Raw genomic sequence first — 24656 nt, 5'->3', positions numbered from 1 at the left:
AAGCAGTACATCGGCGAGTAGCGCAGCTTGGTAGCGCAACTGGTTTGGGACCAGTGGGTCGGAGGTTCGAATCCTCTCTCGCCGACCAATTTTGAACCCCGCTTCGGCGGGGTTTTTTGTTTTCTGCAGTTTATTCTCCCCTGTAGCCATTCCCCGACAGCGCTGTGTCTGAATGTCGCGTTTCAGCGACAACTAACCTCATGAAATAACTGAATAATTTTTTTAGACGCTATTACTGTCGTTTTTGAGCGACACTTCAGCTTATTTTCAGGCGTGGGATGCGCGATAAGAGGGTCCTTATCGCCGAAAATTCCTTTTATCTTAAAATGTTGCGCAATGTAAAAGTTCTTCGTGTAACGTTGGCACGTTACGTGCAATAATATACGTGTAGATGCTCATTCCATCTCTTATGTTCGCCTTAGTGCCTCATAAACTCAGGAATGACGCAGAGCCGTTTACGGTGCTTATCGTCCACTGACAGATGTCGCTTCGGCCTCATCAAACACCATGGACACAACGTTGAGTGAAGCACCAAATATGTTGTCTTACAGACCTGTTTTAACGCCTGCTTTTATAGCAGGCGTTTTTTTATGGGCAAAAAAAAGGAGGCCGTCTGGCCTCCTTTTTCATTACGGTTGTATACCGTTATTCTGCAGCGTTAGCAGCAGCCCGTCGCGCCGCATGGCTGCGGCCTCTTCCGGCTTATGCTGTTTATCCAGCGAATCGGCAAGCCAGGCGTAGTCAAACGCGTCCGGACGCTGTTTCAGCGCCGCGCGGAAGGCCAGGCTCGCTTCCTGCCATTCACCGTGCTTCATCAGCGATTGACCCAGCGTGCTCCACAGCAGCGGGCGGTCGCCCACGGTTTTGATCTGCTGGCGCAACACTTTTTCGATTTGCTCTGGGTTATTGGTTCTCAGACGCGGGATCACCATCACCAGACGATCGTCGTACTGGCGCTTCAGGCCGTCGAGGAGGATCTCCTGAGCGGTGTCGTGGTCGTCACACTCAATCAGGTGTTCCGCCATCGCCACCTGCAGAGGGATCTGCTGGCGCGTTTTGCGGCTCTGATTCTTCCACCAGGTTTTCAGACCGTCGCTGCCCAGGTCGGCACGCGCCTGGTCCATCAGGCCAATCCACGCCAGACGCTGAAGTTCGTCACGATGCTCATCGTCGCCGACGTCGGCTTTCGCCATCGACGGGGTAATATCCAGCAGCGAGCCCCACGCGCCGGTACGGATGTAGGCCTGTTCAGCAAGGCGCAGCACTTCCGGGTGGCGCGGCGTAATTTCCAGCAGTCGGTCAACGCCGTGGCGTGCTGCATGGTTTTCATTACGGGCCAGCTGCAGGCGAACGCGGGTGATCTCAACCGGAATAGGGTCTTTAGTGGACAGCTCAGACGCGCGCTCCAGATGTTGGTTGGCGCGCGCTTCATCTCCACGCTGTTGCGCGGCTTCGGCGGCCAGCAGGTAGTTAACCACCGGCTGCTCGGCGTGGTCGGCGTTTTTCGACATCAGCTTTTCAACCTGCTGATAATCGCCTTCGGCGAGCTTAAGCAGTGCCTGCTCGGTTTGCTTACGCGCGCGACGACGCTTGCGGCCAACGAACCAGCCGCGGGTATGCGCGCCGGTGCGGAAAATCCGGCGCAGGATCCACTCGACGGCAAACAGCACCACAACGCCGAGGATCAGGATGATCACCAACCCGGTCACACTGGTTTCAACGTTGTAGTTATCGGTCTGGATCAGGACGTAACCCTGATGTCCCGCCAGCATAGGCCCAAGGACGATCCCGGCGATCAACAGTAAGAAGAGCAAGAGGACTTTTAACATGATCACTCTCCTTGTGGTGCGCTTTCAGGCGCTGGCGCGGCGGCAGGCGCGGCGGTATTCGGTTCAGCCGCAACGCCCGGCTGTGCCAGCAGGTTGCGCACGCGCGTTTGCATCAGCTTTTCCAGAATCGGCTGGCTGGACAGTTTGTCCGGCACGTTCATGGTGATGTTCTGCTGGCTCAGCGTGTCGATGTCTTCCAGGAACGCGGTGGTAGTAGCATCGTCAGTATTGTAGTAAGCGCGCACCCACGTGGAGACGTTGTCCAGCGCCTGCTTGTAGGTTTCTTCCTGATGGCGCGGCACGGCCTGTGCGGCAACCAGCAGGCGGGAGCGAATGTTCTCGCGCAGGTAGATATCCTGATTCGGCGCAAGCAGCGGGACGGCGGTTTCATCGCGGCGGCGGATAGTAATGAAGCTATCCATAAAGTTCTGCCAGCTTTTTTGCAGGTTCACGCGCCATTCGCTGAGCGAGCTGGACAGCTCGGTGCCGTCAGAGTCCATCGGGGAGTCGTCGTCGTTGTTATCGGCCAGCTGCAGGTTATCAATCTGGTTGGAGAGCTGATTAACCTTCAGGATGATGCCGTCATAATCCACCTGTGAAACGGCGGAGAGGCTGGCGATATCTTCGGTAATCGCACGACGCGCGGTAATAAGGCTTGGGTCGTTCATGTCTGCCAGGCTCGCATCGGCGCTTTTCAGCAGCGCGGCAGCGGTGGTGACGTCCTGATCGCTCCAGAGCTTACGCCCGGCCAGCTTCACCAGGAAATCGGCCTGTGAAAGCAGCCAGGTTTTCGCATCGGTACCGGAGATGGTGGCGACCTTCTGCTGCACTTCATCCAGCTGTTTAGTCAACGCCTGTTGCTTACTGTTGGCATCAGCCAGCGCGGTGGCCTGCTGTTTGATCACGCCTTCCAGCTCGGTTTTTTGCGCTTCCTGTGCTTTTTGCAGCGCGGTCAACTGGCTGACGAGCGCATCGCTGGTCGCCGTCTGGTTAGTGCCTTGTTGCTTCACCAGTCCATACAGGCCTACGCCTGCGGCAAGTGCTATCGCGATGGCAATGGCGCTCAGCGCGAGGCTGGTTTTGTTGCTGCCGGTTTTCTTCTCAGCGGCCTTTTCAGTCGTCTCTGGCTGTGGGGTCAGATCCACAGTTTCCCTGGTCTCTTCAACCACGGCGGATGATTTTTCGTGTTCCGTCATTATGGCTTCCCATTATGAGAGTTGTTGTAATGCGCGCAGCAGCGCATCGTTGTCGGCGTTATCAGCGATCCGAATATCTTGCCAGCCCAGTTCCCGGGCCTGGTTCGCCAGACGCTCACTGACGACCAGAAGCCGACAGCGGAGTAACCAGTTTTCACGATACCATTGTGGAATAAGTGCCCAAAGCTGTTGCAGCATTTCACCACTCGTCACCACCAGGGTATTAATGCCGCGCGTATGCCAGCGCATGGCCTCTTCCGCGCCGTCATAATGTTTTGCGCAGCGCTGGTAGCATTCGCAAAACGTTACGTCAGCCCCGCGCGCGCGCAGCGTTTCACCCAGCAGTTCACGCCCGCCATTACCGCGCAGTATCAGCGCACGTTTCCCGACAATAGTTTGTAATTCAGGTAATTGTAGCAAGACTTCGCTGATCTCCCGATCTAACGGGTAGAGAATTTCGCTTCCACTAACGGTATGCAGGGCCAGGGCGGTGGTGCGCCCGATGGCGAAATAGCGCGGTGCGGCAGGCCAGTCGCGCTGCTGCTGTTGCAGCTGCGCATGGGCAAAATCCACGGCGTGTTGCGACAAGGCAAAGAGCAAATCGCCTTCCCGAAGGGTATGTAGCTGGTCGGCAAGCATCGAAAGCTGCCGGCCAGGAGAGAACTCAATCAGCGGAAAACTCCAGGCCACCCGCCCCAGTGCGCGCAAACGGCTCACTAATTGTTCCCCTGCGGGAGAAGGGCGGGTGACAAGAATACTCATGCTGGGGGTTCTCCGTTATAGACCTCGGCCAGAATTTCACGCGCGCCGTTATTGAGCAACTCTTCTGCCAGCGACACGCCAAGCGCCTCGGCGTCCTGCGGCTTGCCGCGGCGTTCACCGCGAACCATCTGCGAGCCGTCCGGTGCGCCAACCAGCGCGCGCAGCCACAGCTCGCCATTGCTTAATTCAGCATAGCTGCCAATGGGCACCTGACATCCCCCTTCGAGGCGGGTGTTCATTGCGCGTTCGGCTTTTACGCGGATCGCGGTGTCGTCGTGGTTCAGCGGCGCGAGCAGCGCACGCGTGCGATCGTCGTCCAGGCGGCACTCAATGCCCACGGCACCCTGGCCCACGGCCGGAAGGGAAAACTCGGGCGGCAGCGCCACGCGGATACGTGATTCCAGGTCAAGGCGCTTCAGCCCCGCCACGGCGAGGATAATCGCATCATATTCGCCATTATCCAGCTTGCCGAGGCGCGTGCCAACGTTGCCGCGTAGCGAACGGATGACCAGGTCCGGTCGGCGTTCAGCCAACTGACACTGGCGACGTAAACTGGACGTGCCAACCACGCTGCCTACCGGCATCGCATCAAGTGAATCATAGTGGTTAGAGACAAACGCATCGCGCGGATCGTCACGCTCGCAGATGGTCACCAGCCCCAGCCCTTGCGGGAACTCAACGGGCACATCCTTCATCGAATGCACGGCGATATCGGCGCGGTTTTCAAGCAATGCCAGTTCCAGCTCTTTGACGAACAAGCCTTTCCCACCGACCTTGGCCAGCGGTGTATCAAGGATCACATCGCCGCGCGTGACCATTGGCACCAGTTCGACGCGTAATCCGGAATGGCAGGCTTCAAGGCGCTGCTTAACATAATGTGCCTGCCAGAGCGCAAGGGGGCTTTGGCGTGTGGCAATTCTCAAAACATTGTCTAACATGCTTGTTACCGTCATTATCAATCACTAACCATCCTAACATTGTTGACACTCGGATGGCAGTTTTACGGTGACGACGTAAGAAGAGGGACAGGGCTGCGCACGCGTCAGCCACAGCCGTATTCAGGAATTTACACGTACAGAACGGTGCTACACTTGTATGTAGCGCATCTTTCTTTACGGTCAACCGGCAAGGTGTTAAATTGATCACGTTTTAGACCATTTTTTCGTCTGTACCACCATAAAGATAAGGGCGAAAAAGGGTAACGGTTATCTTTTTGAAATACTGCGGGCCCGCGGTTATTCGATTCTGGAATAGCCAGTGACGCCCGGGAACATCAGGCGATACGTCTTGTACCTCTATATTGAGACTCTTAAACAGAGACTGGATGCCATAAATCAACTGCGTGTGGATCGCGCGCTTGCTGCCATGGGACCTGCTTTCCAACAGGTTTACAGTCTGCTGCCGACATTATTGCACTATCACCATCCGCTGATGCCGGGCTACCTCGATGGTAACGTTCCCCAGGGCATTTGCCTCTTCACGCCTGATGAAACCCAACAGCATTACCTGACCGAACTCGAACTCTACCGCGGTATGCCGCCCCAGGAATCGCCGAAAGGTGAACTGCCGATTACCGGCGTTTACTCCATGGGAAGTACCTCATCGGTAGGGCAAAGCTGTTCGTCTGATCTCGATATTTGGGTTTGTCATCAGGCCTGGCTCGATAACGACGAACGCCAGCTGTTGCAGCGTAAATGCAGCCTGCTCGAGAGCTGGGCGGCCTCGCTCGGCGTGGAAGTTAGCTTCTTCCTGATTGATGAAAACCGTTTCCGCCATAATGAAAGCGGCAGTCTGGGTGGTGAAGACTGCGGCTCCACGCAGCACATCTTATTGCTGGATGAGTTCTACCGTACCGCCGTTCGCCTGGCCGGTAAGCGTATTCTGTGGAATATGGTGCCGTGCAATGAAGAAGAGCATTACGACGATTACGTGATGTCGCTCTACTCGCAGGGCGTCCTGACGCCAAACGAGTGGCTGGACCTGGGCGGCCTGAGCTCCCTTTCTGCAGAAGAGTACTTCGGCGCAAGCCTCTGGCAGCTTTATAAAAGCATCGACTCGCCGTATAAAGCCGTGCTGAAAACCCTGCTGCTGGAAGCCTATTCCTGGGAATACCCTACGCCGCGTCTACTGGCGAAAGACATCAAACAGCGTCTGCACGACGGAGAAATCGTCTCCTACGGGCTGGATGCTTACTGCATGATGCTCGAACGCGTCACCGAATACCTGAAAGCCATCGACGACCACACGCGCCTTGACCTGGTACGTCGATGTTTCTATCTCAAAGTCTGTGAAAAACTCAGCCGCGAACGCGCATGCGTTGGCTGGCGTCGTGAAGTGGTCAGTCAGTTAGTTAAAGAGTGGGGATGGGACGAAGAGCGTCTGTCGATGCTCGACAACCGCGCCAACTGGAAAATCGACCAGGTGCGTGAAGCGCACAACGAACTGCTCGATGCCATGATGCAAAGCTACCGTAACCTGATCCGCTTTGCGCGCCGTAACAACCTCAGCGTTTCCGCCAGCCCGCAGGATATCGGGGTGTTGACCCGTAAACTGTACGCCGCGTTTGAAGCACTGCCGGGGAAAGTCACCCTGGTGAACCCGCAAATTTCACCGGACCTGTCAGAACCTAACCTGACCTTTATCTATGTGCCGCCGGGCCGCGCGAACCGCACCGGGTGGTACCTGTACAACCGTGCGCCAAGCATGGACTCCATCATCAGCCATCAGCCGCTGGAATATAACCGTTATCTGAACAAGCTGGTGGCGTGGGCCTGGTTTAACGGCCTGCTGACCTCGCGCACCCGCTTGTTTATCAAAGGCAACGAGGTGGTTGATCTTGCCAAGCTGCAGGAGATGGTGGCGGATGTTTCGCACCACTTCCCGCTGCGCCTGCCTGCGCCGACGCCAAAAGCGCTCTACAGCCCGTGTGAGATTCGCCATCTGGCGATCATCGTCAATCTGGAATACGACCCGACGGCGGCCTTCCGCAATCAGGTGGTGCATTTTGACTTCCGCAAGCTGGACGTCTTTAGCTTTGGCGAGCAGCAAAACTGCCTGGTCGGCAGCGTCGACCTGCTTTACCGCAACTCGTGGAATGAAGTGCGTACCCTGCATTTCAACGGCGAACAGGCGATGATTGAAGCGCTGAAAACGATCCTCGGTAAGATGCACCAGGACGCCGCGCCGCCGGACAGCGTCGAGGTGTTCTGCTATAGCCAGCACCTGCGCGGCTTGATCCGTACCCGGGTGCAGCAGCTGGTGTCTGAATGTATCGAACTGCGCCTCTCCAGTACCCGTCATGAAACGGGCCGCTTTAAGGCGCTGCGCGTTTCGGGCCAGACGTGGGGGCTGTTCTTCGAACGCCTGAACGTGTCGGTGCAGAAGCTGGAAAACGCTATTGAGTTTTACGGCGCGATTTCGCACAACAAGCTGCACGGCCTGTCGGTGCAGGTGGAAACCAACCACGTCAAACTGCCGCAGGTGGTGGACGGCTTCGCCAGCGAAGGGATTATTCAGTTCTTCTTTGAAGAGTCAGGTGAGGATGCCGGTTTCAATATCTATATTCTGGATGAAACCAACCGCGCAGAGGTGTATCACCACTGCGAAGGCAGCAAAGAGGAGCTGGTGCGCGACGTCAGTCGCTTCTATTCATCCTCGCACGACCGCTTTACCTACGGCTCGAGTTTTATCAACTTCAACCTGCCGCAGTTCTACCAGATTGTGAACGTGGACGGGCGCGCGCAGGTGATTCCGTTCCGCACCCAGGCTATCGCACCGGTGCCGGCAAACCAGGATACCGCGCCGCTGTTGCAGCAGTATTTCTCCTGATTTCGTGAGCCCGGTGGCGGCTACGCCTTACCGGGCCTACAACAGCCCGAACCCGTAGGCCGGGTAAGCGCAGCGCCACCCGGCTAAAAAACTACCTGAAACTGACGGTCTCACCCGCCTGTGCTGTCGCCGCCTGCTCCAGCAGATCCCAGAACGTTTCGCCGCTGCGGTCGCACACCCACTCGTCACCTTTCAGATCGAAATGGTAGCCGCCCTGTTTGGCCGCCAGCCAGACCTGGTGAAGCGGCTCCTGGCGGTTGATAATGATTTTGCTGCCGTTCTCAAAGCTTAGGGTCAGGATGCCGCCGTTGATTTCACAATCGATATCGCTGTCGCCATCCCAGTCGTCAAGACGCTCTTCGATGGTCATCCATAGGGTGTCGGCAAGGCGATGGAATTCACTGTCGTTCATGGTGTTGTTCCTGTTTTTCGTGATGGCGGCAGTATAACGCTAAATAATTCCCGTTGCAGGAAAGCGGCAAACTCTTGCTTTTGTGTCTTCTCCTGCGATGATAGAAACAGATTTGAATTTACGGGCAACTTTATAATGAAAAACGTCTTCCGAACGCTTGCTGTTCTCATCACGCTGTTCAGCCTGACCGGCTGCGGGCTGAAAGGGCCGCTTTACTTCCCGCCTGCGGATAAAACCGCACCGCCGCCGACCAAACCTGTGCAAAGTGGCATTGAATCTTCAACGCCGAATACGAACGATCGTGGCGACAATGGCGGTCCGACTCAGGTCAATATCTGACAATTTCGTTCTGTACCCGCGCAGTGGAGCATGATGATGCAGTTCTCTAAAATGCATGGCCTTGGCAACGATTTTATGGTCGTCGACGCGGTAACGCAGAATGTCTTTTTCTCCCCGGAGCTGATCCGCCGCCTGGCAGATCGGCATCTGGGCGTGGGGTTTGATCAGCTGCTGGTGGTCGAGCCGCCGTACGATCCCGACCTCGATTTTCACTATCGCATTTTCAACGCGGACGGCAGCGAAGTGTCACAGTGCGGCAACGGCGCGCGCTGCTTTGCCCGCTTTGTCCGCCTGAAAGGGCTGACCAACAAACGCGATATTCGCGTCAGCACGGCAAACGGTCGGATGGTGTTAAGCGTCACCGACGACGAGCTGGTGCGCGTGAATATGGGCGAGCCAAACTTCGAGCCTTCCGCCGTGCCGTTTCGCGCGAACAAAGCGGAAAAGACCTATATCATGCGGGCTGCCGAGCAGACAGTATTGTGCGGCGTCGTCTCGATGGGTAACCCGCACTGCGTGATTCAGGTGGATGATGTCGAAACCGCTGCGGTTGAAACGCTCGGCCCGGTGCTTGAGAGCCACGACCGTTTTCCTGAGCGGGCCAATATCGGTTTTATGCAGGTGGTGAAGCGCGAGCACATTCGTTTGCGGGTTTACGAACGCGGCGCAGGCGAAACCCAGGCCTGCGGAAGCGGTGCCTGTGCGGCGGTTGCGGTCGGCATCTCCCAGGGGTTACTGGCAGAAGAGGTTCGCGTGGAATTACCGGGCGGTCGTCTTGATATCGCCTGGAAAGGACCGGGTCAGCCACTGTATATGACAGGCCCGGCGGCACATGTCTATGACGGGTTTATCCATCTATGAAACAACCAGGGGAAGAACTGCAGGAAACGGTGACGGAGCTGGACGACAGCGCTGTTGTTGATTATCTGCTGAACAATCCTGAGTTCTTTATTCGCAATGCACGCGTCGTCGAACAGATGCGCGTGCCACATCCGGTACGGGGTACGGTGTCGTTGGTCGAATGGCACATGGCACGTGCGCGCAACCACATCCATCAGCTCGAAGAGAACATGACGATGCTCATGGAGCAGGCCAACAACAACGAGAGCCTGTTCTATCGGCTGTTGAACCTGCAGGCGCGTCTGGCCTCGGCGCACAGCCTTGATGAGTTCCTGAGCCGCTTTCATCGCTGGGCGCGCGAGCTGGGTCTGGCGGGCGCAACGATTCGTCTTTTCCCCGACCGCTGGCGTATCGGCGCGCCGTCCGGGTTTACCCATCTGGCGCTGAGCCGCCAGGCATTTGAACCGCTACGTATTCAGCGCCTCGGGCATGAACATCACTATCTCGGGCCGCTAAACGGACCCGAACTGCTGGTGGTGCTGCCGGAAGCGAAAGCCATTGGCTCGGTGGCGATGTCCCTGATGGGCCGTGAAGGCGACCTGGGCATCATCCTGTTTACCAGCCGCGATGCCCATCACTATGAGCAAGGCCAGGGCACGCACCTGCTGCAGGAAATTGCGCTCATGCTGCCCGAGCTGCTGGAGCGCTGGATTGAACGCATATGACGGATGCCCTGCTTGCCACCGACGTCACGCGCTTTTTGCGCTATCTCGGTGTAGAACGCCAGCTTAGCCCTGTTACGCTGCTGAACTATCAGCGTCAGCTTGATGCCATCATGCAGATTGCCGATGAAATCGGCCTGAAAAGCTGGCAACAATGTGACGCCGCGACGGTGCGCGGGTTTGTGGTGCGTAGCCGTAAAAAAAAGTTAAGCCCTGCGAGCCTGGCGCTGCGCCTCTCTGCGTTACGCAGCTTTTTCGACTGGCTGGTCAGCCAGGGCGTCTTAAAAGCCAATCCGGCAAAAGGCATTGCCACGCCAAAAGCCCCGCGCCATCTGCCTAAAAATATCGATGTGGATGATGTGAATCGTCTGCTGGATATCGATCTTAACGATCCGCTGGCCGTGCGTGACCGCGCGATGCTGGAGGTGATGTACGGTGCCGGGCTGCGTTTGTCCGAGCTGGTTAACCTCGACCTGAAACACCTCGATCTTGAATCCGGCGAAGTGTGGGTGATGGGCAAAGGCAGCAAAGAGCGCCGCCTGCCGATTGGCCGCAACGCGGTTTCGTGGATTGAACACTGGCTGGATCTGCGTGGGCTGTTTGGCGCGGAAGAAAATGCGCTATTCCTGTCGAAGCTCGGCAAGCGTATCTCGGCGCGTAACGTGCAGAAGCGTTTTGCCGAGTGGGGCATCAAACAGGGGCTGAACAGCCACGTTCACCCACACAAGCTGCGCCACTCGTTTGCGACCCACATGCTGGAGTCGAGCGGCGATCTGCGCGGCGTGCAGGAGCTTCTCGGCCACGCCAATTTATCGACCACACAAATCTACACCCACTTAGACTTTCAGCACCTTGCCTCGGTGTATGACGCGGCGCATCCACGCGCCAAACGGGGGAAATAATGCGTTTTTACCGCCCACTCGGCCAGATTTCAGCACTCACGTTCGACCTTGATGACACCCTGTATGACAACCGTCCGGTGATTTTGCGCACCGAGCAGGAGTCGCTGGCGTTTGTGCAAAACTACCATCCCGCATTGAAAACGATGCAAAACAAAGACTTCCAGCAGCTGCGCCAGTCCCTGCGCGAAACCGAGCCGGATATTTACCACGACGTGACCGAGTGGCGACGCCGTGCGGTTGAGCAGGCGATGCTCAACGCCGGGCTGAGCGCGCGCGACGCGGCGATTGGCGCTGACGCTTCGATGGTAAACTTCGCCAAATGGCGCAGCCGCATCGACGTGCCGCAGGAGACCCACGACACGCTGGCAAAACTGGCCGAAAAGTGGCCGCTGGTGGCCATCACCAACGGCAATGCCCAGCCCGAACTCTTTGGGCTTGGAGAGTATTTTCAGTTCGTGCTGCGCGCCGGCCCGCACGGGCGCTCGAAGCCGTTCAACGACATGTATCACCTGGCGGCGGAAAAGCTGAACCTGCCGCTCGGCGAAATCCTGCACGTTGGCGATGACCTGACCACGGACGTGGCGGGGGCGATCCGCTGTGGCATGCAGGCCTGCTGGATCAAGCCGGAAAATGCCGATCTGATGACCGCGTCCGACGGTCGTCTTCTGCCGCACATCGAAATTTCGCGGTTGGCATCCCTCACGACGCTGATATAATCATCAATTGTTCTGTATAAATTACCAGGGTTTTGCAGTTGGAGGCCCGGTAAGCGAAGCGCCACCGGGCGTTTTGCTCTGTTCCTGAATATTATGTGACGGTGCCAATGGACGTTTCTTACCTGCTCGACAGCCTTAATGACAAACAGCGTGATGCGGTAGCCGCAACGCGCACCAATATGCTGGTTCTGGCTGGAGCGGGCAGTGGTAAGACGCGCGTGCTGGTTCACCGCATCGCCTGGCTGCAGAGCGTGGAAAACTGTTCGCCATACTCCATTATGGCGGTGACGTTCACCAACAAAGCGGCAGCGGAGATGCGCCACCGTATCGCACAGCTAATGGGCACCAGCCAGGGCGGCATGTGGGTCGGGACCTTCCACGGCCTGGCTCACCGTCTGCTGCGCGCACACCATATGGACGCTAACCTGCCGCAGGATTTTCAGATCCTCGACAGTGAAGACCAGCTGCGCCTGCTGAAGCGCCTGATCAAGGCGATGAACCTTGACGAGAAGCAGTGGCCGCCGCGTCAGGCAATGTGGTACATCAACGGTCAGAAGGACGAAGGCCTGCGCCCGCACCATATCCAGAGCTTTGGCAACCCGGTCGAGCAGACCTGGCAGAACGTTTACAAGGCCTATCAGGAAGCGTGCGATCGCGCCGGTCTGGTGGATTTTGCCGAGCTGCTGCTGCGCGCGCACGAGCTGTGGCTTAACAAGCCGCATATTCTCCAGCACTACCGCGAGCGCTTCACCAATATCCTGGTGGATGAATTCCAGGATACCAACAACATTCAGTACGCGTGGATCCGCCTGCTGGCGGGCGATACCGGCAAAGTAATGATCGTCGGCGATGATGACCAGTCTATCTACGGCTGGCGTGGGGCGCAGGTGGAAAACATCCAGCGCTTCCTCAACGATTTCCCCGGTGCGCAAACCATTCGTCTGGAGCAAAACTACCGCTCAACCAGCAACATTTTGAGCGCGGCTAACGCCCTGATCGAGAACAACAACGGGCGTCTGGGCAAAAAGCTGTGGACCGACGGCGTCGACGGCGAGCCGATCTCACTTTACTGTGCGTTCAACGAACTCGACGAAGCACGGTTCGTGGTGAACCGCATTAAGACCTGGCAAGACAACGGCGGCGCGCTGGAGCAGTGCGCCATTCTTTACCGCAGCAACGCCCAGTCGCGCGTGCTGGAAGAGGCGCTATTGCAGGTGAGTATGCCGTACCGTATTTACGGCGGGATGCGATTCTTCGAACGTCAGGAAATTAAAGATGCGCTGTCGTATCTGCGCCTGATCGCCAACCGTAACGACGACGCAGCGTTTGAACGCGTGGTCAATACGCCAACGCGCGGCATCGGCGATCGCACGCTGGACGTGGTGCGTCAGGCATCGCGCGATCGTCAGCTTACGCTGTGGCAGGCGTGCCGCGAGCTGCTGCAGGAAAAAGCCCTCGCCGGACGTGCGGCCAGCGCGCTGCAACGCTTCCTTGAGCTGATAGACGCTCTTGCGCAGGAAACCGCCGATATGCCGCTGCACGTGCAGACCGACCGCGTCATTAAAGACTCCGGCCTGAGAACGATGTACGAGCAGGAGAAGGGCGAGAAGGGCCAGACCCGTATTGAGAACTTAGAGGAACTGGTGACGGCAACGCGCCAGTTCAGCTACAACGAAGAAGATGAAGATCTGATGCCGCTGCAGGCATTTCTCTCCCACGCCGCGCTGGAAGCGGGCGAAGGGCAGGCGGACACCTGGCAGGATGCGGTTCAGCTGATGACCCTGCACTCCGCGAAAGGCCTGGAGTTCCCGCAGGTGTTTATCGTCGGGATGGAAGAGGGGATGTTCCCGAGCCAGATGTCGCTGGATGAAGGCGGACGCCTGGAAGAAGAGCGTCGTCTGGCCTACGTGGGCGTGACGCGTGCGATGCAGAAGCTCACGCTTACCTACGCCGAAACCCGCCGCCTGTACGGTAAAGAGGTGTATCACCGTCCTTCGCGCTTTATCGGTGAACTGCCGGAAGAGTGCGTGGAGGAGGTACGCCTGCGCGCCAGCATCAGCCGTCCGGTCAGCCATCAGCGTATGGGTGCACCAATCTCCGAAAACGACACCGGGTACAAGCTGGGCCAGCGCGTGCGCCACTCGAAATTCGGGGAAGGCACTATTGTGAATCTTGAAGGCAGCGGTGAACACAGCCGCCTGCAGGTGGCGTTCCAGGGGCAGGGGATCAAATGGCTGGTGGCCGCGTATGCGAAGCTGGAAACTGTGTAACTTTCAGAAAAATATCACTATTTTGTAATAATCTGCTAGCCTTATACGCTGGAGGTCAATTAATGCCCTTCCGCGTTCCGTTGCGTGTTGACGCCGCAGTTATTGCTGGCGTAACATGCGCGCACGATTACGCTAAGAGGACATTCGCCTTGGACACACCCAGTAGATACTGGCTCAATTCCCTGTCATCCAGGAACAACTCCTAAGGCTATCTCCTCATGCTGATGGCCTTAGTGGTTGTCAGCGACCTGCATTATTCCCGTCGCGCTGAGTCAGGCTGTTTAATGGTCTGAAACCCAAATCGTTTCTGTGTGCCCACCGAACTGTCCGATATTTTTTGCATTGGGAGTCCCGGTCATGTTGAGCGCATTTCAACTCGAAAAAAACCGACTGACTCGGCTTGAAGCCGAAGAGTCACAGCCCCTCATTGATGCCGTATGGGTGGATCTGGTCGAGCCGGACGACGATGAACGCCTTCGCGTACAATCTGAGCTGGGGCAAAGCCTCGCGACCCGTCCGGAACTGGAAGATATCGAAGCATCTGCGCGTTTTTTTGAAGACGAAGACGGTCTGCACATTCACTCCTTCTTCTTCTTTGAAGACGCCGACGATCACGCGGGGAACTCCACCGTGGCGTTTACCATCCGCGATGGTCGCCTGTTTACCCTGCGCGAGCGTGAACTGCCTGCGTTTCGTCTTTACCGTATGCGCGCCCGCAGCCAGGCGATGGTCGACGGCAACGCTTACGAGCTGCTGCTCGACCTGTTCGAAACCAAAATTGAACAGCTGGCGGATGAGATTGAAAACATCTACAGCGACCTGGAAAAGCTGAGCCGCGTGATCATGGAAGGCCATCAGGGCGATGAATATGACGAAGCGCTGTCAACGCTCGCGGAGCTGGAGGATATCGGCTGGAAGGTACGCCTGTGTCTGATGGATACCCAGCGCGCCCTTAACTTCCTGGTGCGTAAAGCGCGTCTGCCGGGTGGTCAGCTGGAACAGGCGCGTGAGATCCTGCGCGATATCGAATCCCTTCTGCCGCACAACGAATCCCTGTTCCAGAAGGTCAACTTCCTGATGCAGGCGGCGATGGGCTTTATCAACATCGAGCAGAACCGCATCATCAAGATCTTTTCGGTGGTATCCGTGGTGTTCCTGCCGCCTACGCTTGTGGCCTCAAGCTATGGGATGAACTTTGAGTTTATGCCGGAGCTCAAGTGGAGCTTTGGCTACCCGGGGGCGATTATCTTTATGATCCTCGCCGGGCTGGCGCCGTATCTGTACTTTAAACGGAAGAACTGGCTTTGAGGATCCGCCCGGTGGCGCTACGCTTACCGGGCCTACAGAACATGTAGGCCGGATAAGGCGCCGCCGCCATCCGGCAAAAAGGCGCTACAACCCTTTACGCACCCTGCGCTGGGTATAAATTGCATCCGCCACGAAAATCGCCAGTGCGACCCAGATGAAGGCGAACGTCACCATCTTATCCGCACCCGGCACTTCGCCATAAAACACCACCGCCAGCAGGAACATCAGCGTCGGGCCGATGTACTGGAAGAAGCCGAGCGTCGAGAGGCGCAGGCGCGTTGCTGCGCCGGTGAAGCACAGAAGCGGGATCGTGGTGACCACGCCCGCCGCCATCAGCAGAACGTTAAGCGTCCAGGGGTTATTGCCCATGTGGCTGGTGGCGCTGTCGGCAATGCCAAACAGGTAAATCGCGGCCACCGGCAGCAGCCACAGGGTTTCGAACAGCATACCGGTTTGCGCTTCAACGGCGATTTTCTTACGTACCAGCCCGTAGAACGCAAAGCTGAACGCCAGGCCTAAGGCGATAACCGGCAGCGAGCCGAAGGTCCAGAGCTGAACCAGCACGCCGCAGAAGGCCAGAATGACGGCCACCCACTGCATCCGGCGGAAGCGCTCGCCGAGGAAAATCATCCCCAGCACAATATTCACCAGCGGGTTAATAAAGTAGCCGAGGCTGGCTTCGAGCATGTGATGGTTATTCACCGCCCAGATAAACAGCAGCCAGTTGCCGCCAATCAGTACGGCAGACAGCGCCAGCAGAAAGACCTTCTTCGGCGTTTTCAGGAGCGTTTTAACGCCTGACCACTGACGGCTAACGCTCATCAGCGCGATCATAAAGAAAAACGACCAGATCACGCGGTGAGTGAGGATCTCATCGGCGGGCACATAGTGGATAAATTTGAAATAAGCAGGCGCGATGCCCCAAATAAAATAAGCGGCAAGGGCGAGTAAAACGCCCTGCCGCGTCTGTTTAGCATCCATCAGGATAATCCGTTACAAAGTAGTGAGGCGATTTTACGCGATTTTGCCGTTTCAACCCACCATATAAGTGGCCGTTGCGCTGGCGATATACAGTTGTTCTTCGTTATGTAACTCGACGCGGGCGACGGCCACTTTGTTGCCCGCGCGGAGCAGGCTGCTGGTGCAGGTGAAGCGGTTTCCGCGCCCCGGGCGCAGGTAATCGACGCGTAAATCGATGGTTCCCATGCGCGATAAACGCTGACGCAGTTCATCCTCGTTAATGGTGTCATGGCGCGTCAGCGTACTGCCAACGCAGACCAGGCCTGCCGCGACGTCCAGCGCGGAAGCAATCACGCCGCCGTGCAAAATGCTTTGCGCCCAGTTGCCCACCATCATCGGCTGATTATTGAAGCTCAGCTGGGCAAAGGCTTTCTCATAACGCTCCAGCTCCAGTCCAAGCGCACGGTTAAACGGCATGTGGTAAACAAAAATCTCGCCCACAAGTTTCAAAGCTTCGTCGGCGGTAAGCGTGGCAGACATGAGAAACGGCATCCTTATTGTTAATAAAATGTTGATTTTATGCTTCTGCAATAAGGAATTCCACTTTCAGAAACGAACAGGCGGAAGTTGGCGCGGAAGTATGTAGAATGTCCGGCACATAACTATTCACTCATTCTATATCTTTGCAGGAGAACACCACCGATGCGGACGTATCTGGGTTGGTTAATTGCGGCGGTTTCGCTGCCCCTCACAGCCTATGCGCAGGAAGCCACGGTTAAAAAGGTGCACGATGCGCCAGCCGTTCGCGGCAGTATCATCGCCAACCTGCTTCAGGAGCATGACAATCCGTTCACCCTTTATCCGTATGACACCAACTACGTCATTTACACCCAGACCAACGATCTCAACAAAGAGGCGATAAGTTCTTACAACTGGTCGGATAATGCGCGTAAAGATGAAGTGAAGTTCCAGCTAAGCCTCGCGTTTCCGTTCTGGCGCGGCATCGCCGGGCCTAACTCGGTGCTCGGTGCCTCTTATACCCAGAAATCCTGGTGGCAGCTCTCTAACCGTGGAGAATCGTCGCCGTTTCGTGAAACCAACTACGAGCCGCAGCTGTTCCTCGGCTTCGCAACCGATTATGAGTTTGCCGGCTGGACCCTGCGTGACGTTGAATTCGGGTTCAACCATGATTCCAACGGCCGTTCCGATCCCACCTCACGCAGCTGGAACCGCGCCTATACGCGCCTGATGGCGCAGAACGGCAATTTCATGGTGGAAGTCAAACCATGGTACGTCGTGGGCGATACCGACGATAACCCGGATATCACCAAATATATGGGTTACTATCAGCTTAAAGTTGGCTATCAAATCGGTGACGCAGTGCTGAGCGCCAAAGGCCAGTACAACTGGAACACCGGCTACGGTGGCGCAGAACTGGGCTTAAGCTATCCTATGACCAAACACGTGCGCCTCTACACCCAGGTTTACAGCGGTTACGGCGAGTCGCTTATCGATTACAACTTCAACCAGACCCGCGTCGGTGTGGGCGTGATGTTGAACGATATTTTCTAAGCAGCACGAATGTTTTTGCGTTAAACGTTGAAGTTTCTCTCTCAGGCGCTGAAAATAGCGCCTGTTTTATTTCTGGCATATGGGGTTAATGTGGCGCAGGCGGAAGTATTGAATCAGGAGTCGCTGGCTAAACAGGTTTTGCATGAAACCTTTGGCTACCAGCAGTTCCGCCCCGGCCAGGAAACCATCATTGAAACCGTGCTGGAAGGCCGCGATTGTCTGGTGGTCATGCCGACCGGCGGCGGTAAATCGCTCTGCTATCAGGTACCCGCGCTGGTGCTTAACGGCCTGACGGTGGTGGTATCGCCCCTTATCTCGCTGATGAAAGACCAGGTTGACCAGCTGCTTGCCAACGGCGTGGCGGCGGCCTGTCTTAACTCCACGCAGACCCGCGAACAGCAGCAGGACGTCATGGCTGGCTGCCGTAACGGGCAGATCCGCCTGCTGTACATCGCGCCGGAACGCCTGATGCTGGATAACTTCCTCGATCACCTGGCGCACTGGAATCCGGTGCTGCTGGCGGTGGATGAAGCGCACTGTATCTCCCAGTGGGGTCACGATTTCCGTCCGGAATATGCCGCGCTTGGCCAGCTGCGTCAGCGCTTCCCCGAGCTGCCGTTTATGGCGCTCACCGCCACCGCCGACGACACCACCCGCCTTGATATCGTTCGGCTGCTGGGCCTTAACGATCCGTTTATTCAGGTCAGCAGCTTCGACCGCCCGAACATCCGCTACATGCTGATGGAGAAGTTCAAACCGCTGGATCAGCTCTTACGCTACGTCCAGGAGCAGCGCGGCAAGTCGGGCATTATCTACTGCAACAGCCGTGCGAAGGTGGAAGACACCGCCGCGCGACTGCAAAACCGTGGCTTTAGCGCCGCGGCCTATCATGCCGGGCTAGAAAACCACATCCGCGCCGATGTGCAGGAAAAATTCCAGCGCGACGATCTGCAAATCGTCGTCGCCACGGTGGCGTTCGGTATGGGGATTAACAAGCCCAACGTGCGCTTTGTGGTGCATTTCGACATTCCGCGCAATATCGAATCCTACTATCAGGAAACGGGCCGCGCCGGGCGTGACGGCCTGCCTGCGGAAGCGATGCTGTTTTACGATCCGGCGGATATGGCGTGGCTGCGCCGCTGTCTGGAAGAGAAGCCCCAGGGCCAGCTGCAGGATATCGAGCGCCACAAGCTCAATGCGATGGGCGCGTTTGCCGAAGCGCAAACCTGCCGTCGTCTGGTGCTGCTCAACTACTTTGGCGAAGGGCGACAGGAGCCGTGCGGCAACTGCGATATCTGCCTCGATCCGCCGAAGCAGTACGATGGCCTGATGGACGCGCGCAAGGCGCTCTCAACCATCTACCGCGTGAATCAGCGCTTCGGGATGGGCTACGTGGTGGAAGTGCTGCGTGGCGCGAATAACCAGCGTATCCGTGATATGGGCCACGACAAGTTGCCTGTCTACGGTATTGGTAAAGACCAGAGCCACGAGCACTGGGTCAGCATTATCCGCCAGCTGATCCACATGGGGTTCGCCACGCAAAACATTGCTCAGCACTCCGCGCTTCAGCTTACCGAAGCGGCGCGTCCGGTGCTGCGCGGTGAAATTGAACTCAAGCTCGCCGTGCCGCGCGTTATTGCCCTGAAGCCGCGTGTGATGCAGAAATCCTACGGCGGCAACTATGACCGCAAGCTGTTCGCCAAGCTGCGTAAGCTGCGTAAAGCCATTGCCGACGAAGAGAACATTCCGCCTTATGTGGTCTTTAACGACGCAACGCTGATAGAAATGGCCGAGCAGATGCCGCTCAGCGCCGGTGAAATGCTCAGCGTTAACGGTGTCGGCACGCGCAAGCTCGAGCGATTCGGCAAGGAGTTTATGGCGCTTATTCGCTCTCATGCCGATGGTGATGATGAGGAGTAGTCAGCCGGCCAAAAAAGTGCCAGTATGATGACTCACTGTATTATTTCCCCGCGAGCTAATTATGTTAATGCTATTTCTCACCGTGGCATTAGTGCACATCGTTGCGCTGATGAGCCCCGGCCCTGACTTTTTCTTCGTATCGCAAACTGCCGTCAGCCGCTCCCGCAAAGAGGCGATGATGGGCGTACTCGGCATTACCATGGGTGTCATGGTGTGGGCAGCGGTGGCGCTGCTTGGCCTGAACCTGATTCTGGCGAAAATGGCCTGGCTGCATAACATCATCATGGTCGGCGGCGGCCTGTATCTGTGCTGGATGGGCTACCAGATGCTGCGCGGTGCGCTGAAGAAAGAAGAGAAAAAGCCGGAAGAGCCGAAGGTAGAACTGGCCACCGGCGGCCGCAGCTTTGTGAAAGGGCTGCTGACCAACCTGGCGAACCCGAAGGCGATTATCTATTTCGGCTCTGTGTTCTCGCTGTTCGTGGGCGATAACGTCGGCGCAGGCGCGCGCTGGGGGATCTTCCTGCTGATCGTGGTAGAAACTTTTGCGTGGTTTACCGTGGTCGCCAGCCTGTTTGCGTTACCGGCCATGCGCCGCGGCTACCAGCGCATCGCGAAGTGGATCGACGGCTTTGCCGGCGCGCTGTTCGCCGGCTTTGGCATCCACCTTATCATTTCTCGCTAAGCATGACGCGCTGACGCAAGCAGCGCGCCCACCAGCATAAACAGCGAACCAAACACCTTGTTCAGGGCCTTCATCTGTTTAGGCCCTTTAATCCACGCCGCAATCCGCTGGGCCAGCGTCGCGTAGCCAATCATCACGATGATATCGACAATGATGGTCGTCGCGCCGAGCACCACATACTGCATCACCTGCGGCTGATGCGGCACGATAAACTGCGGGAACAGGGCGGCAAGAAAAACGATGCTTTTCGGGTTAGTCAGGTTCACAAAAACCGCCCGTTTAAACAGACGGCCACGGGTTTGCGTCTGGGCGAGCATGTTCAGGTCAATCGAACCTGCCGTGCGCCACTGCTGAATACCCAGCCAAATCAGATATGCCGCACCGGCCCATTTCAGCACCTCAAATGCCAGCACCGAGCGGGAGAACAGCGTTCCCAAACCAATCCCCACCAGTACGATGTGGATGCCCAGCCCGGTTTGTAAACCGGCAATAGAGGCAACCGCGCCGCGATACCCGTGGTTAATAGAGGTGGTCATGGTGTTGATGGCGCCAGAGCCAGGGGAAAGGCTGAGGATGATGGATGTCAGCAGGTACGCGAACCACCACTCGAAGGTCATTTGAAGCTCCCGAATCGTCTGTTTTTATGCCACAATACGCTATTGTTGAGTCATTTTGTGACCGGTTACGAAAAAACGATATTCCTTGGCTTACGGGGGTGGAAACCCGATGTTTCAGCAGAAAAAGGACTGGGAAACTCGAGAAAACGCATTTGCTGCTTTCTCTATGGGGCCGCTGACCGACTTCTGGCGTCAGCGTGAGGAAGATGAGTTTACGGGCGTGGGTGATGTTCCGGTACGCTTCGTGCGTTTTCGCAACGAGAAAAACGATCGTGTGGTTGTCGTCTGTCCCGGACGCATTGAGAGCTATGTTAAATATGCGGAACTGGCCTATGACCTGGTTCACACCGGTTTTGATGTTCTGATCATCGATCACCGCGGGCAGGGGCTTTCCGGGCGCATGTTGCCGGACACCCATCGCGGCCACGTGGATAATTTCAGCGATTATGTCGACGATTTGGCCGCCTTCTGGCAGCAGGAAGTGGAGCCGGGCCCGTGGCGTAAGCGCTATATCCTGGCGCACTCTATGGGTGGCGCTATCTCTACGCTCTTTTTGCAACGCCATGAACACCAGTGCGATGCCATTGCGCTGACCGCGCCGATGTATGGCATTGTCATTCGTTTTCCTGACTGGATGGTGCGCCACATTCTCGACTGGGCTGAGGGCCATCAGCGCATTCGAGAGGGGTATGCCATCGGCACAGGGCGGTGGCGCGCGCTGCCGTTTGCCATCAACGTGCTGACCCACAGCCGGCAGCGCTATCGCCGTAATCTGCGTTTTTATGCCGATGAACCACGCCTGCGCGTCGGTGGCCCTACCTGGCACTGGGTGCGGGAAGGTATCCTTGCGGGTGAACAGGTGCTGGCAGGCGTGGCGAATGACGCCACCCCGACATTGTTAATCCAGGCGGAAGAGGAGCGTGTGGTCGATAACCGCATGCATGACCGCTTTTGTGAACTGCGCGCCGCCGCCGGACACCCTTGTGAAGGGGGTAAACCGCTGGTCATAAACGGCGCGTACCATGAGATCCTTTTCGAAAAGGACGACATGCGCTCAGTCGCGCTTAACGCCATCGTTGAATTTTTCAACAGGCATAACTGATTCTTGTTTTTTTACCAGAGGTTGAAATCCCTATGTACCAGGTTGTCGCATCTGATTTAGATGGCACGCTGCTTTCGCCCGACCACACCCTGTCGCCTTACGCGAAAGAGACCTTAAAACTCCTGACCGCCCGTGGCGTGAACTTTGTGTTCGCCACTGGCCGCCACCACGTAGACGTGGGGCAGATCCGCGATAACCTGGAGATCAAAGCCTACATGATCACCTCCAACGGTGCGCGCGTGCACGACACCGATGGCAACCTGATCTTTACCCATAACCTCGACCGCGACATCGCCACCGATCTCTTCGGCGTGGTGAACAACAACCCGAATATCGTCACCAACGTGTACCGTGACGACGAGTGGTTTATGAACCGCCACCGCCCGGACGAGATGCGTTTCTTCAAGGAAGCCGTGTTTAACTACTCCCTGTACGAACCGGGGCTGCTGGATCCGGAAGGGATCAGCAAAGTGTTCTTTACCTGCGAAAACCACGAAGAGCTGCTGCCGCTGGAGCAGGCGATTAACGCGCGCTGGGGCGACCGGGTGAACGTCAGCTTCTCAACGCTGACCTGTCTGGAAGTGATGGCGGGCGGGGTCTCTAAAGGCCATGCGCTGGAAGCGGTAGCCAAACGTCTGGGCTTCGGGCTGAAAGACTGTATCGCCTTTGGCGACGGCATGAACGATGCTGAGATGCTCTCTATGGCGGGCAAAGGCTGCATCATGCAGAACGCGCACCAGCGCCTGAAAGATCTGCATCCTGAGCTGGAAGTCATCGGTACCAACGGCGACAACGCGGTGCCGAAGTACCTGCGCAAACTGTTTCTTGAATAATCTTCATTCGGTTATTTATTACTCAGTCGTCAACTAAAGAGTTCGCTACAATGCCTGTCCTTCTTTCTGAGAGACAAGCATTGTGGCGCTACTCATTATCACCACCATCCTGTGGGCCTTCTCCTTTAGCCTGATTGGCGAATACCTTGCCGGTTCGGTCGACAGCTACTTCTCGGTGCTGATGCGCGTGGGGCTGGCGGCGCTGGTGTTCCTGCCGTTTCTGCGCACGCGCGGGCAAACGCTGAAAACTCTCCTGCTGTACATGCTGGTGGGCGCGATGCAGCTCGGCATCATGTATCTGTTCAGCTTCCGGGCCTACGTTTACCTGTCCGTCTCGGAATTCCTGCTCTTTACCGTGCTTACGCCGCTGTACATCACGCTGATCTACGATCTGCTCAGCAGGCGTCGTCTGCGCTGGGGATATCTGCTAAGCGCTGCGCTGGCGGTCGTGGGGGCGGCGATTATTCGTTATGACAAAGTAAGCGATCACTTCTGGACCGGGCTGATGTTCGTCCAGCTTGCCAATATCAGCTTTGCCATCGGCATGGTGGGCTACAAGCGCCTGATGGAGACCCGCCCGATGCCGCAGCACAACGCCTTTGCCTGGTTCTATATGGGCGCGGCAATCGTTGCGGTAGCGGCGTGGTTTATGCTCGGCAATCCGCAGAAGCTGCCGACCACGTCGCTACAGTGGGGCGTTCTGGTATGGCTGGGCGTGGTCGCGTCCGGGCTGGGTTACTTTATGTGGAACTACGGCGCGACCCAAGTGGACGCCGGTACGCTGGGGATCATGAACAACGTTCATGTGCCTGCCGGGCTGCTGGTCAACCTGGCGATCTGGCAGGAACAGCCGCACTGGCCGAGCTTCATTATTGGGGGAGCAGTGACCCTGGCTTCGCTGTGGGTGCATCGCCGTTGGGTCGCTCCGCGCTCCGCACAAACGGAAGATGGTCGCACGCGTGGTTCCGCGTTGAGCGAATAAACGCTTCCGTAATCGGCTGACGCTGCTCGCCATCGCGCACGGCGGCGTACAGCCGGCTCCACAGTCCTTCACCCAGGGTTTTGGTCACCACCAGGCCCTGGCGTTCAAAACTCTCCACCACCCAGTGCGGCAGCGCCGCGATGCCCATTCTGGCGGCAACCATCTGAATCAACAGCAGGGTGTTATCCACGCTTTTCAGCTGTGGGCTGATGCCCGCTGGCTGGAGGAAATGACGCCAGATATCCAGTCGGCTGCGCTGAACCGGGTAAATTAGCAGCGTTTCCGTGGCCAGGTCTTCAGGGCTGATGCGCGTTTTGGCGGCCAGCGGATGGTCCGGGGCCAGCACCAGACGCACCTCGAAATCAAACATCGGGGAATAGTGCAGCCCGCTGCGCGGCAGTATGTCCGAGGTCATCACCAGATCCAGCTCGCCCTGCTGGAGCGAAGGCTGGGGATCAAACGTTACGCCGGAGGTAAAGTCCATCTCCACCTGCGGCCACTTCTGGCGGAAGTTCTCAAGCGCGGGGGTCAGCCACTGAATACAGCTGTGGCACTCAATGGCGATGCGTAGCCTGGTCTGCTGCGGCTCGTTGCAGGACTGCAGGGCGCTCGCAATCTGCGGCAGCACCTGATTCGCGAGCTGGAGCAGAATTTCACCCTGCGGCGTAAAGCGCAGCGGCTGGCTCTTACGCACAAACAGACGAAAGCCAAGGCGTTGTTCCAGATCGCTGAACTGGTGAGAAAGTGCGGACTGGGTCTGATGCAGCGTGGCCGCCGCCGCCGCGAGTGAACCGCAGTTCCGCAACGCTTGTAGCGTTTTCAGGTGTTTTATCTCGATCATGAAAGTCCTTCACTTCGCCATGA

At 57.1% G+C, this 24656-nt stretch carries 24 protein-coding genes and 1 tRNA gene; 16 read left to right on the top strand and 9 right to left on the bottom strand.

What is annotated here, in order from left to right; genetic code table 11:
* Positions 1–11: 11 nt before the first annotated feature.
* Positions 12–88: transfer RNA gene (locus FFS28_RS20540), tRNA-Pro, on the top strand.
* A 541-nt stretch (positions 89–629) separates the two neighbouring features.
* Here FFS28_RS20540 and hemY read toward each other — a convergent pair.
* From hemY to hemC, 4 genes are read right to left on the bottom strand one after another with little or no spacing between them, the layout of a single operon-like run.
* Entirely contained in the window at positions 630–1829 is a 1200-nt protein-coding gene (gene hemY / locus FFS28_RS20535; protein ID WP_137903834.1) for a protoheme IX biogenesis protein HemY, read from the bottom strand.
* A gap of 2 nt (positions 1830–1831) precedes the next feature.
* Positions 1832–3025 (bottom strand): uroporphyrinogen-III C-methyltransferase, encoded by a 1194-nt coding sequence (gene hemX / locus FFS28_RS20530; protein WP_137903833.1) that lies wholly within the window; start codon positions 3023–3025, stop codon positions 1832–1834.
* 12 nt (positions 3026–3037) lie between these two features.
* Complete coding sequence (hemD, locus tag FFS28_RS20525; protein ID WP_137903832.1) at positions 3038–3787, bottom strand: uroporphyrinogen-III synthase; 750 nt, start codon at positions 3785–3787, stop codon at positions 3038–3040.
* Positions 3784–4725 (bottom strand): hydroxymethylbilane synthase, encoded by a 942-nt coding sequence (gene hemC / locus FFS28_RS20520; protein WP_042322718.1) that lies wholly within the window; start codon positions 4723–4725, stop codon positions 3784–3786. The genes hemD and hemC overlap by 4 nt, the downstream gene beginning before the upstream one ends.
* Positions 4726–5074: 349 nt before the next feature.
* Between hemC and cyaA the strand changes: the two genes are divergently transcribed.
* Positions 5075–7615, top strand: a complete 2541-nt coding sequence (cyaA, locus tag FFS28_RS20515; RefSeq protein WP_042322721.1) for a class I adenylate cyclase — start codon at positions 5075–5077, stop codon at positions 7613–7615.
* A gap of 91 nt (positions 7616–7706) precedes the next feature.
* Here cyaA and cyaY read toward each other — a convergent pair whose 3' ends face one another.
* A complete protein-coding gene (cyaY, locus tag FFS28_RS20510) occupies positions 7707–8027 on the bottom strand; it encodes an iron donor protein CyaY (RefSeq protein ID WP_006179235.1) in 321 nt (106 codons plus the stop codon).
* Positions 8028–8162: 135 nt separating this feature from the next.
* Between cyaY and lptM the strand changes: the two genes are divergently transcribed.
* From lptM to corA, 8 genes are all read left to right on the top strand, one after another.
* Positions 8163–8366 carry an LPS translocon maturation chaperone LptM gene (gene lptM, locus FFS28_RS20505; protein WP_042322724.1) on the top strand — a complete coding sequence of 68 codons (204 nt, stop codon included), beginning with the start codon at positions 8163–8165 and terminating at the stop codon, positions 8364–8366.
* 36 nt (positions 8367–8402) lie between these two features.
* The gene (gene dapF / locus FFS28_RS20500; RefSeq protein WP_042322730.1) at positions 8403–9227 is read left to right on the top strand and encodes a diaminopimelate epimerase; all 825 of its coding nucleotides are present in this window, start codon (positions 8403–8405) and stop codon (positions 9225–9227) included.
* The gene (locus FFS28_RS20495; RefSeq protein ID WP_137903831.1) at positions 9224–9931 is read left to right on the top strand and encodes a DUF484 domain-containing protein; all 708 of its coding nucleotides are present in this window, start codon (positions 9224–9226) and stop codon (positions 9929–9931) included. The genes dapF and FFS28_RS20495 overlap by 4 nt, the downstream gene beginning before the upstream one ends.
* Positions 9928–10830, top strand: a complete 903-nt coding sequence (gene xerC, locus FFS28_RS20490; protein ID WP_006179239.1) for a tyrosine recombinase XerC — start codon at positions 9928–9930, stop codon at positions 10828–10830. Before FFS28_RS20495 ends, xerC begins: the two co-directional genes overlap by 4 nt.
* Positions 10830–11546 (top strand): 5-amino-6-(5-phospho-D-ribitylamino)uracil phosphatase YigB, encoded by a 717-nt coding sequence (gene yigB, locus FFS28_RS20485; protein ID WP_137903830.1) that lies wholly within the window; start codon positions 10830–10832, stop codon positions 11544–11546. The genes xerC and yigB overlap by 1 nt, the downstream gene beginning before the upstream one ends.
* Positions 11547–11653: 107 nt before the next feature.
* Positions 11654–13816, top strand: a complete 2163-nt coding sequence (gene uvrD, locus FFS28_RS20480) for a DNA helicase II (protein ID WP_006179241.1) — start codon at positions 11654–11656, stop codon at positions 13814–13816.
* Between the two features lie 149 nt (positions 13817–13965).
* Entirely contained in the window at positions 13966–14022 is a 57-nt protein-coding gene (gene ysgD / locus FFS28_RS21745) for a YsgD/CorL family protein (RefSeq protein ID WP_212743980.1), read from the top strand.
* Between the two features lie 151 nt (positions 14023–14173).
* Complete coding sequence (corA, locus tag FFS28_RS20475; protein WP_006179243.1) at positions 14174–15124, top strand: magnesium/cobalt transporter CorA; 951 nt, start codon at positions 14174–14176, stop codon at positions 15122–15124.
* An 84-nt stretch (positions 15125–15208) separates the two neighbouring features.
* Here the strand turns inward: corA and rarD are convergent, their stop codons facing one another.
* Entirely contained in the window at positions 15209–16105 is an 897-nt protein-coding gene (gene rarD, locus FFS28_RS20470) for an EamA family transporter RarD (protein WP_006179244.1), read from the bottom strand.
* Positions 16106–16156: 51 nt separating this feature from the next.
* Positions 16157–16624, bottom strand: a complete 468-nt coding sequence (gene yigI, locus FFS28_RS20465; RefSeq protein WP_058610830.1) for an acyl-CoA thioesterase YigI — start codon at positions 16622–16624, stop codon at positions 16157–16159.
* A gap of 162 nt (positions 16625–16786) precedes the next feature.
* Here yigI and pldA point away from each other — a divergent pair, with 162 nt between their 5' ends.
* The 3 genes from pldA (at position 16787) to rhtC (ending at position 20258) form a co-directional block, all read left to right on the top strand.
* Entirely contained in the window at positions 16787–17656 is an 870-nt protein-coding gene (gene pldA / locus FFS28_RS20460) for a phospholipase A (protein WP_006179246.1), read from the top strand.
* 90 nt (positions 17657–17746) lie between these two features.
* Positions 17747–19576 carry an ATP-dependent DNA helicase RecQ gene (gene recQ / locus FFS28_RS20455; protein WP_058610829.1) on the top strand — a complete coding sequence of 610 codons (1830 nt, stop codon included), beginning with the start codon at positions 17747–17749 and terminating at the stop codon, positions 19574–19576.
* A 61-nt stretch (positions 19577–19637) separates the two neighbouring features.
* Positions 19638–20258: a threonine export protein RhtC gene (gene rhtC / locus FFS28_RS20450; RefSeq protein ID WP_006179256.1), complete on the top strand. Its 621-nt coding sequence runs from the start codon at positions 19638–19640 to the stop codon at positions 20256–20258.
* Here the strand turns inward: rhtC and rhtB are convergent.
* Positions 20255–20875, bottom strand: a complete 621-nt coding sequence (gene rhtB / locus FFS28_RS20445; protein ID WP_137903829.1) for a homoserine/homoserine lactone efflux protein — start codon at positions 20873–20875, stop codon at positions 20255–20257. The genes rhtC and rhtB overlap by 4 nt on opposite strands.
* Before the next feature lie 109 nt (positions 20876–20984).
* Here rhtB and pldB point away from each other — a divergent pair, with 109 nt between their 5' ends.
* The 3 genes from pldB (at position 20985) to FFS28_RS20430 (ending at position 23792) form a co-directional block, all read left to right on the top strand.
* Positions 20985–21977 carry a lysophospholipase L2 gene (pldB, locus tag FFS28_RS20440; RefSeq protein WP_006179259.1) on the top strand — a complete coding sequence of 331 codons (993 nt, stop codon included), beginning with the start codon at positions 20985–20987 and terminating at the stop codon, positions 21975–21977.
* A gap of 32 nt (positions 21978–22009) precedes the next feature.
* Entirely contained in the window at positions 22010–22810 is an 801-nt protein-coding gene (yigL, locus tag FFS28_RS20435; protein ID WP_006179260.1) for a sugar/pyridoxal phosphate phosphatase YigL, read from the top strand.
* An 82-nt stretch (positions 22811–22892) separates the two neighbouring features.
* A complete protein-coding gene (locus FFS28_RS20430; RefSeq protein ID WP_137903828.1) occupies positions 22893–23792 on the top strand; it encodes a carboxylate/amino acid/amine transporter in 900 nt (299 codons plus the stop codon).
* Here the strand turns inward: FFS28_RS20430 and metR are convergent.
* Positions 23680–24633, bottom strand: coding sequence for an HTH-type transcriptional regulator MetR (gene metR, locus FFS28_RS20425; protein WP_006179262.1), 954 nt, complete (start codon positions 24631–24633; stop codon positions 23680–23682). The genes FFS28_RS20430 and metR overlap by 113 nt on opposite strands.
* Between the last annotated feature and the right edge of the window lie 23 nt (positions 24634–24656).

This window comes from Enterobacter sp. 2VL (assembly GCF_005503595.1).
Taxonomy (GTDB): domain Bacteria; phylum Pseudomonadota; class Gammaproteobacteria; order Enterobacterales; family Enterobacteriaceae; genus Enterobacter; species Enterobacter cancerogenus.
This window is presented reverse-complemented; position numbering and strand designations above follow the sequence as displayed.

Coding starts and splice junctions, on each gene's coding strand:
- hemY (WP_137903834.1), bottom strand. CDS start 1,829: ATGTTAAAAGTCCTCTTGCTCTTCTTACTGTTGATCGCCGGGATCGTC.
- hemX (WP_137903833.1), bottom strand. CDS start 3,025: ATGACGGAACACGAAAAATCATCCGCCGTGGTTGAAGAGACCAGGGAA.
- hemD (WP_137903832.1), bottom strand. CDS start 3,787: ATGAGTATTCTTGTCACCCGCCCTTCTCCCGCAGGGGAACAATTAGTG.
- hemC (WP_042322718.1), bottom strand. CDS start 4,725: ATGTTAGACAATGTTTTGAGAATTGCCACACGCCAAAGCCCCCTTGCG.
- cyaY (WP_006179235.1), bottom strand. CDS start 8,027: ATGAACGACAGTGAATTCCATCGCCTTGCCGACACCCTATGGATGACC.
- lptM (WP_042322724.1), top strand. CDS start 8,163: ATGAAAAACGTCTTCCGAACGCTTGCTGTTCTCATCACGCTGTTCAGC.
- dapF (WP_042322730.1), top strand. CDS start 8,403: ATGCAGTTCTCTAAAATGCATGGCCTTGGCAACGATTTTATGGTCGTC.
- FFS28_RS20495 (WP_137903831.1), top strand. CDS start 9,224: ATGAAACAACCAGGGGAAGAACTGCAGGAAACGGTGACGGAGCTGGAC.
- xerC (WP_006179239.1), top strand. CDS start 9,928: ATGACGGATGCCCTGCTTGCCACCGACGTCACGCGCTTTTTGCGCTAT.
- yigB (WP_137903830.1), top strand. CDS start 10,830: ATGCGTTTTTACCGCCCACTCGGCCAGATTTCAGCACTCACGTTCGAC.
- uvrD (WP_006179241.1), top strand. CDS start 11,654: ATGGACGTTTCTTACCTGCTCGACAGCCTTAATGACAAACAGCGTGAT.
- corA (WP_006179243.1), top strand. CDS start 14,174: ATGTTGAGCGCATTTCAACTCGAAAAAAACCGACTGACTCGGCTTGAA.
- rarD (WP_006179244.1), bottom strand. CDS start 16,105: ATGGATGCTAAACAGACGCGGCAGGGCGTTTTACTCGCCCTTGCCGCT.
- yigI (WP_058610830.1), bottom strand. CDS start 16,624: ATGTCTGCCACGCTTACCGCCGACGAAGCTTTGAAACTTGTGGGCGAG.
- pldA (WP_006179246.1), top strand. CDS start 16,787: ATGCGGACGTATCTGGGTTGGTTAATTGCGGCGGTTTCGCTGCCCCTC.
- rhtC (WP_006179256.1), top strand. CDS start 19,638: ATGTTAATGCTATTTCTCACCGTGGCATTAGTGCACATCGTTGCGCTG.
- rhtB (WP_137903829.1), bottom strand. CDS start 20,875: ATGACCTTCGAGTGGTGGTTCGCGTACCTGCTGACATCCATCATCCTC.
- pldB (WP_006179259.1), top strand. CDS start 20,985: ATGTTTCAGCAGAAAAAGGACTGGGAAACTCGAGAAAACGCATTTGCT.
- yigL (WP_006179260.1), top strand. CDS start 22,010: ATGTACCAGGTTGTCGCATCTGATTTAGATGGCACGCTGCTTTCGCCC.
- metR (WP_006179262.1), bottom strand. CDS start 24,633: ATGATCGAGATAAAACACCTGAAAACGCTACAAGCGTTGCGGAACTGC.